The organism is Pantanalinema rosaneae CENA516 (assembly GCF_050753385.1).
GTDB lineage: Bacteria > Cyanobacteriota > Cyanobacteriia > Leptolyngbyales > Leptolyngbyaceae > Pantanalinema > Pantanalinema rosaneae.
The window spans coordinates 172,825-179,937 of record NZ_JBLZFZ010000004.1 but is presented as its reverse complement, the minus strand read 5'-3'; the positions used below and the strand labels follow the sequence as shown (position 1 = coordinate 179,937).

Below are 7,113 nucleotides of genomic sequence, written 5' to 3'. Positions count from 1 at the left end.
AGATGTGTATAAGAGACAGCTTACCTCCCCATCTCCCTTACCTCCCCACTCCCCACCTCTCCACTCCCCATTCCCAATTCTTCCGACAACTTAATGTCCCCAACACCCCTTGTCCTGAAATAATGATGCTGGATTGTTTTTGCTCGTCGTTTGCTCAACTGCCACCCGGTAGGGTCTGATTGCCCATGAAGCTTCGATCGTTTTTCTCCGTTCTTCTCGCCCTGGTTGTAGTGCTGCTGCTGACTGGTGCAGGCGGCTTTTACTGGATCATTGCTCACAGTCCCTTAAACCTGTTGGATAGGGGAAAAGCGGCAACTCCAGATGCCGCCATCTTTGTGCCCAAGCAGGCTCCGGCGGTGGTTTCCCTCCTGGTTGAGCCAGAGCGGTTAGAGGCGTTTCGCCAAACGGTAGCGCGACCAGGAGAACGACGGCGTACTCGTGCTGAGTTGGAAACCTTTAAGCAAGGATTATTTGCCAGTACGGGATTGAACTATCAAAACGACGTAGAACCCTGGATTGGGGATGAGATTACCTTTGCAGTGACCGCGTTGGATCTGGATCGCGATCGCAGTAATGGAGCCCAACCGGGTTATTTATTGGCAATGGCAACCAAAGATCCCGATCGTTCCCGCGAGTTTCTGCAACTATTCTGGCAAAAGCAAGCCTTAATCGGCACCGACCTGGTATTTGAGCAATATGAAGGGGTGAACCTGATTTATGGCGAACAGTTGCGGCTCCAGGCGATCGAGGCAGCTCGGCAAGCCGAGTCAGAGGATGAATCTCCCCCTATCCTGCCAATTCCGTCTCTTGCTACAGCGTTAGTTGCAGATAAATTTGTCTTGTTTGCCAACCATCCCAAAGTGCTGCGGGAAGCGATTAATAATGTGCAGGCTCCTGACTTAAATCTGAGCCATGCCAGCTTCTATACCCAGGCGTTGGATAGCATGACCCGCCCCCGGATTGGGCTAACGTTTGTCAACTTGCCCGCATTGGCGAATTTACTCAGTGGGCAATCTCCTGATCGACCCGTGACAGCTACCCCCTTGGAGGGCTACAAGACTCTGGCGATCGCCCTGGAACTGAATCCTCGAGGGCTACTGGCAGAAACGGCGTTGCAACCCATTGGCAATGACCCGATCGCGGCGACTCTAATGAATCCTGTTGCTGCTCTACAATACATTCCCGTCAATAGTCCGTTATCGGCATCGGGAACGAACCTGGCGCAACTCTGGACGGGGTTAGCCGATAGTCTGAGTCGTTATGGCACCGTGTCGCAATTGTTGAATCAACCGCTGATGACATTGGCAAAACGCTGGCAGATTGATTTGCAACAAGAGATTTTTAGTTGGGTCAAGGGCGAGTATGCTCTGGGATTAGTCCCGCAGGATGTTAGTTCTGAGGCTAAACAAACGGCTGTCAGACAAATTCAACCCATGCAGGACTGGATTTTTGTAGCACAACGATCGGATCCGGCGGCGATCGCCCATTTGGATGAAATTGCTCAACAGCAAGGGTTAAGTGTGGGTTCGTTCCAGTTAGGTGAGCAAACTGTCTCCGCCTGGACAAAACTGACTACAACGTCGCGCAATAACCGGACGGATAAAACCCTCCAGGCAAAAGTCCAGGGTGTTCATGCCACCGTTGGCGACTATGAAATTTTCACCACGTCACTGACGGCAATGGATCAAGCCCTGCGATCGCTAGAGAACTCCCTCCCGACCAGCGATCGCTTCCAGCAGGCTACCGAACCGCTTCAGCACCCAAACAACGGCTACTTCTACCTCGATTGGCAGGCGAGTCGTCCGTTGTTGGAACAACAATTTCCGTTACTTCGGATTATTGAATTGGCAGGTAAGCCCATATTTAGCCATCTGCGATCGCTGACCTTGAGTAGCTATGGCAGTGCTTCGGGTGTGCAGCGTGGTGGCGTATTGATTCGGCTGGAATAGGTTGGGGGAGATGGGGAGATGGGGAGCTAAAAGCCTGCCTCACCTGCCTCACCTCCCTTACTTCCCTCACCTGCCTCATTTTCCGATTTTCCACTTGGCGGGTTTGAAGTCAGATTGGATATAGTCTGATCATCTATGGCTTCAGGATCGATCGCGTCATGTTTCAGCCTCATCAAGTTTTACACGAGCGGTATCAATTACATACCCAATTGGGCCGGACTGGAGCCGGACGGCAGACCTGGCGAGCGATTGACTTAGAAACGCAGGAAGCAGTGATCCTAAAGCTGTTGGCGTTTAACCCACAGTTGCAGTGGGAGGATGTCAAGCTGTTTGAGCGGGAGAGTCTGGTGTTGAAGCATCTGGATCATCCCCGGATTCCCCAATATCGGGATTATTTTGCGATCGATGAAGCGATTGGCTCTGGGCTACCCTGGTTTGTTCTGGTACAGGAGTATATTCCGGGTGTGTCGCTGGAAGAGTTTCTCGACCAAAAACGGCGGTTTCGGGAAAACCAGGCATACTGTCTGGCGGAAGATATCTTAGAAATTTTGATTTATCTGCATGAGTTAAGCCCCCCGGTTTTTCATCGAGATATTAAGCCGAGTAATATCATCCTGGGACGGGACAAACAGTTTTATCTGGTCGATTTTGGGGCTGTGCAGGATCGGGCAAAAGCGGAAGGAGCCAGTTTTACGATCGTTGGCACCAATGGCTATGCGTCACCCGAGCAATTGTGGGGACGAGCGGTTGCGGCTTCTGATTTATATGGCTTGGGCACGACATTACTGCATTTGTTGACGGGAATTCCACCTGCCGAACTGCCGCAAGAAAACTTGCGCTTGCAATTTCGCGATCGGGCTTTGCTCAGTCCAGAGTTTGCCGATTGGCTGGAACAATTGGTTGATCCATCCCTGGAGGGTCGCTTCAGTACCGCCCGCGAAGCCCGGAAAGCGCTGCAAACCCATTTAGTTCAGCCTGCTAAACCGACTGATGATACTGTCAACTTGGCTCGTCTAACCTTGCTATCGGTAATCGGCTTGATCATGGGTAGCAGTCTATTGTTCTTGCCAGTTGCGCTACCGCTTCGGTTTAAGGAGATCATTCCATCCAGCTTAAAACCGCCGGAAGTAGAAGGGCAACAAGCGATTCAATCCATCAATCGTCGGCAACAAGCCTATTTTTTGCAACAAAAAAAGTTTGCGTCTACGATCGACTCGTTAAACCCATCTATTGCAACCCAAACCTCGAATTACACCTATTCGCTCGAACACACTGAGCAAGCGGTATTTCACTATGCGGCGGCTCATCGTAAAGGCTTGAGAAGCTATGTCGGTGGTGTGTTTTTGATTCCCTCCAGGTTCAAGCCCTCTCAGTTGGGGCGGTCAACGACAGGTAGGAATAAACCGACGCGTGTGGAAACTCGGGCGATCGTTTGTCAAGGGTTGCTGCCATCCCACCTGCCACCGCCACCACCAGTGCTGAAAAATAACCAACCGATCTGCGTAGCCGGTACCGTTCAAATCAACCCATGAGCGGCTAATTTGCCATTTGCAGAATTTACAGCCAGATTGGATATAGCTAATTTACAGTTTTAGGAAAATTTCAGGATGTTTCAGCCTCTCCAGGTGTTACAAGAGCGGTATCAACTGCAAACCCAGTTGGGGCGAACTGGAGCCGGACGGCAGACTTGGAAGGCGATCGATTTACAAACTCAAGCAACGGTGATCCTCAAGCTGTTGGCGTTTAACCCGCAGTTGCAGTGGGATGATGTCAAGCTATTTGAGCGGGAAAGTCTGGTGCTGAAGCATCTGAATCACCCTCAGATTCCCAAATATCGGGATTACTTCGCGATCGATGCGTCGGCTGGATCGGGGTTGCCCTGGTTTGGGTTGGTACAGGAATACATTCCCGGTGTGACGCTGGAATGGTTGCTGGAGCAAAACCGAGGCTTGCGGGAAGACCAGGCGTATGACCTGGCAAATGCGCTATTACAGATTTTGATCTACCTGCATGAATTAAGCCCACCTGTCCTACATCGCGATATTAAGCCCAGCAACATCATTCTGGGTCAGGATAAACAGTTTTATTTAGTGGATTTTGGGGCTGTGCAAGATCGGGCGAAAGCGGAAGGAGCCAGTTTTACAGTGGTAGGTACACATGGCTACGCCGCACCTGAGCAACTGTGGGGACGAGCGGTTGCCGCCTCTGATTTATATGGGTTGGGCACAACCTTACTCCACTTGCTGACCGGGGTGTCGCCTGCCGAATTGCCCCAACAAAACTTGCGCTTACAATTTCGCGATCGGGCGCGGTTAAGTCCCAAGTTTGCCGATTGGTTAGAGCAACTGGTGGCTCCATCGCTGGAACGGCGTTTTAGAACTGCTCGGGAAGCCCAAACCGCCCTTCAGTCTAATTCAACTCCGCCCACTGCTGCCAAAACCACATCAGATGTCAGTCGCCTAGCTCTGCTCTCAATTCTGGGATTAATGCTTGGGGGTGGCTTATTGGGATTTTCTGCCGTCTCAGGTTCCTTCTTGAATCAGGGAAGGTATAGCCCAGATACAGACAGAAGAGCCTCGGTAGGAAGCATGAACCGCACTCAATATGCCTATTTTTTGGAGTTCGGTCGCTTGGCTCCCAGACTCGACCTATTAGGATTGAGAGAAATGGGTCCGCCAAATAAATCGGACTCCGTCTTTTCCCTCCACTATAGGGATCAAGCCGTATTTAACTATGCAATGCCGATCTATGAAGGGCAGAGCGTTGTAGGAGCAGTGTTTATTATCCCCTCCAAAGTCAAGAGCCTGAAATCTTCAGGCAAGAACTACCAGGCCGACGTGGGCGTTGAGCCACCAATTCAGTCGATCGTCTGTTTCCGCACGAAATCAAGTGCATCCCTGCCTCCACCTCCGGTTCTCAAAGGTGACGAACCAGTTTGTGCCGAAGGTACAGAAAAATGGTCATGGTAACCAATCACGTTAGCACTTGCCCAGTTTGCTGTTCAATGTAATCCAATAACGCCTGATAGGTGGCTGGATCAGCTTTTTGATTGATCACGATCGTCGTACTGCCATCCATCACCGGAAAGGAAATTCTGCCATTGTTGGAGAGGCAAAAGGTCGTGACGCGATCGAGATCAATCACATAGGTATTGCGATCGTAGATAAGTTTGATCCAGTGAGCCACCAGACTGCCCCGCTTTTGAAGTCTTAAACCAGAGAGTTATTAACGATACTTCACAGGTTAAGAGACTTCAGCCGGAGAAACTAGGGAAGCAGCCGTATCAGTCGAAATTTCTGTGGCTCCAGGTTCTGCGACGACGGGATCGAGCAATTGCTGAGTATCTTGAGCTACTTCATCTGCCCCCGTGAAGGGGAGTGACAGAGCTGCCTGGATAAATCCTCTAAATAAAGGATGGGGGGAGCTAGGACGGGATTGGAACTCGGGGTGAAATTGGGTCGCCAGGAAGAAGGGGTGATTTGGCAATTCAACGATTTCTACCAACCGACCGTCTGGGGATGTGCCGCTAATGGTGTAACCCAATTCGACAAACAGATTGCGGTAGGCATTATTGAATTCATAGCGATGCCGATGGCGTTCGTAGATTACTTCTTCCTGGTAGAGATTGAATGCCAGCGTATTAGGGGATAAGCGACAGGGATACAAGCCTAACCGCATGGTACCGCCTAAATCTACGACATCCTGTTGTTCGGGTAACAGGTTAATCACCGGATTGGCGGCATTCGGATCAAATTCGGCACTATGGGAGTGTTCCAGTTGCGCGACATTTCTTGCCCATTCAATCACCGAACATTGCATGCCCAAACATAGCCCCAGGAAGGGAATTTGATGGGTACGGGCATATTCGATCGCGGCAATTTTGCCATCCACCCCCCGAATGCCAAAGCCACCGGGGACAACAATGCCATTCACGCCATCCAGATACTTGGCAGCCCCGTGGACTTCGATATCTTCTGAATTGATCCACCGTAGATGTAAGGCACTACCCAACGCGATCGAGGCATGGCGTAAGGCTTCAATCACCGAGAGATAGGCATCACTCAAGCGCACGTATTTCCCGACGATCGCAATTTCAACATTCCGCGTGGGACGATACAGGCGATCGACCAGGGTTGCCCACTGGCTCAAATCCGGTTGCCGTTGTTCCAGTTGCAGCAAATCGATCACCTGATTTGCCATGCCTTCCTGTTCCAGAATTAAGGGCACTTCATAAATGCTGGCAGCATCCTGGGAGGTGACGACACACTCAACGGGGACATCACAGAAGTTAGAAATCTTTTCCTTTAAACCGGGGGGCAGGGCGCGATCGCTGCGGCAGACCAGAATATCTGGTTGAATCCCGATCGATCGCAGTTCCTTGACGGAATGTTGGGTGGGCTTGGTTTTCATTTCGCCTGCCGAGGGAATCCAGGGCAGAAGGGTGACATGCATATAGACGACATTTCGCCGTCCCACATCTTTGCGGAATTGCCGGATTGCCTCCAGAAACGGCAGGGATTCAATATCGCCGACGGTGCCCCCAATCTCCGTAATCACCACATCGGGATTTTTATCCTTAGCGACCCGCAGCACCCGCTCCTTAATCTCATTTGTGATATGGGGAATCACCTGTACCGTACCGCCTTGATAATCCCCTCGCCGCTCTTTATTCAAGACTGCTTGATAGATTGATCCAGTCGTGACACTATTCAGGCGGGACATCGAGGTATCGGTGAAGCGCTCATAGTGTCCCAGGTCAAGGTCGGTTTCTGCCCCATCCTCCGTCACAAACACTTCGCCGTGTTGAAACGGACTCATGGTTCCCGGATCAACATTAATATAAGGGTCAAGTTTCAAGATCGACACCGAATAGTCGCGCGATTTCAGCAACCGCCCTAAGCTTGCCGCCACAATCCCTTTGCCAATGCTAGAGACTACACCGCCAGTTACAAATACAAACTTCGTCATAAAGGAATTGGGGGAAACACAATAGTCCGGAACGTACCCTGTTCATTCTGCCACATGGATCCAATCAGATCATCCCTGGATCTACAGGCTGTGACTAATTTGAGATGAATAATCATCACAGCCGATCGCACTCTGTTAAGGAATGGGAATTAAATAACTCCGCATCTCTTTGTACGGGCGCGGCATATCCTCCGGG

The 7,113-nt window shown here is 50.9% G+C and carries 5 protein-coding genes; 3 read left to right on the top strand and 2 right to left on the bottom strand.

Going from position 1 to position 7,113, the window contains the following annotated elements:
* The first annotated feature begins 185 nt into the window (after nucleotides 1-185).
* The 3 genes from ACN4EK_RS03810 (at nucleotide 186) to ACN4EK_RS03800 (ending at nucleotide 4,918) form a co-directional block, all read left to right on the top strand.
* Nucleotides 186-1,949: a DUF3352 domain-containing protein gene (locus ACN4EK_RS03810; protein WP_431656155.1), complete on the top strand. Its 1,764-nt coding sequence runs from the start codon at nucleotides 186-188 to the stop codon at nucleotides 1,947-1,949.
* Between the two features lie 158 nt (nucleotides 1,950-2,107).
* Entirely contained in the window at nucleotides 2,108-3,481 is a 1,374-nt protein-coding gene (locus ACN4EK_RS03805; protein ID WP_431656147.1) for a protein kinase domain-containing protein, read from the top strand.
* 75 nt (nucleotides 3,482-3,556) lie between these two features.
* Nucleotides 3,557-4,918: a protein kinase domain-containing protein gene (locus tag ACN4EK_RS03800; RefSeq protein ID WP_431656146.1), complete on the top strand. Its 1,362-nt coding sequence runs from the start codon at nucleotides 3,557-3,559 to the stop codon at nucleotides 4,916-4,918.
* A 4-nt stretch (nucleotides 4,919-4,922) separates the two neighbouring features.
* On the opposite strand, the gene ACN4EK_RS03795 is transcribed toward ACN4EK_RS03800, so the two are convergent.
* Nucleotides 4,923-5,135: a hypothetical protein gene (locus ACN4EK_RS03795; RefSeq protein ID WP_431656145.1), complete on the bottom strand. Its 213-nt coding sequence runs from the start codon at nucleotides 5,133-5,135 to the stop codon at nucleotides 4,923-4,925.
* 57 nt (nucleotides 5,136-5,192) lie between these two features.
* A complete protein-coding gene (locus ACN4EK_RS03790) occupies nucleotides 5,193-6,917 on the bottom strand; it encodes a CTP synthase (protein WP_431656144.1) in 1,725 nt (574 codons plus the stop codon).
* Between the last annotated feature and the right edge of the window lie 196 nt (nucleotides 6,918-7,113).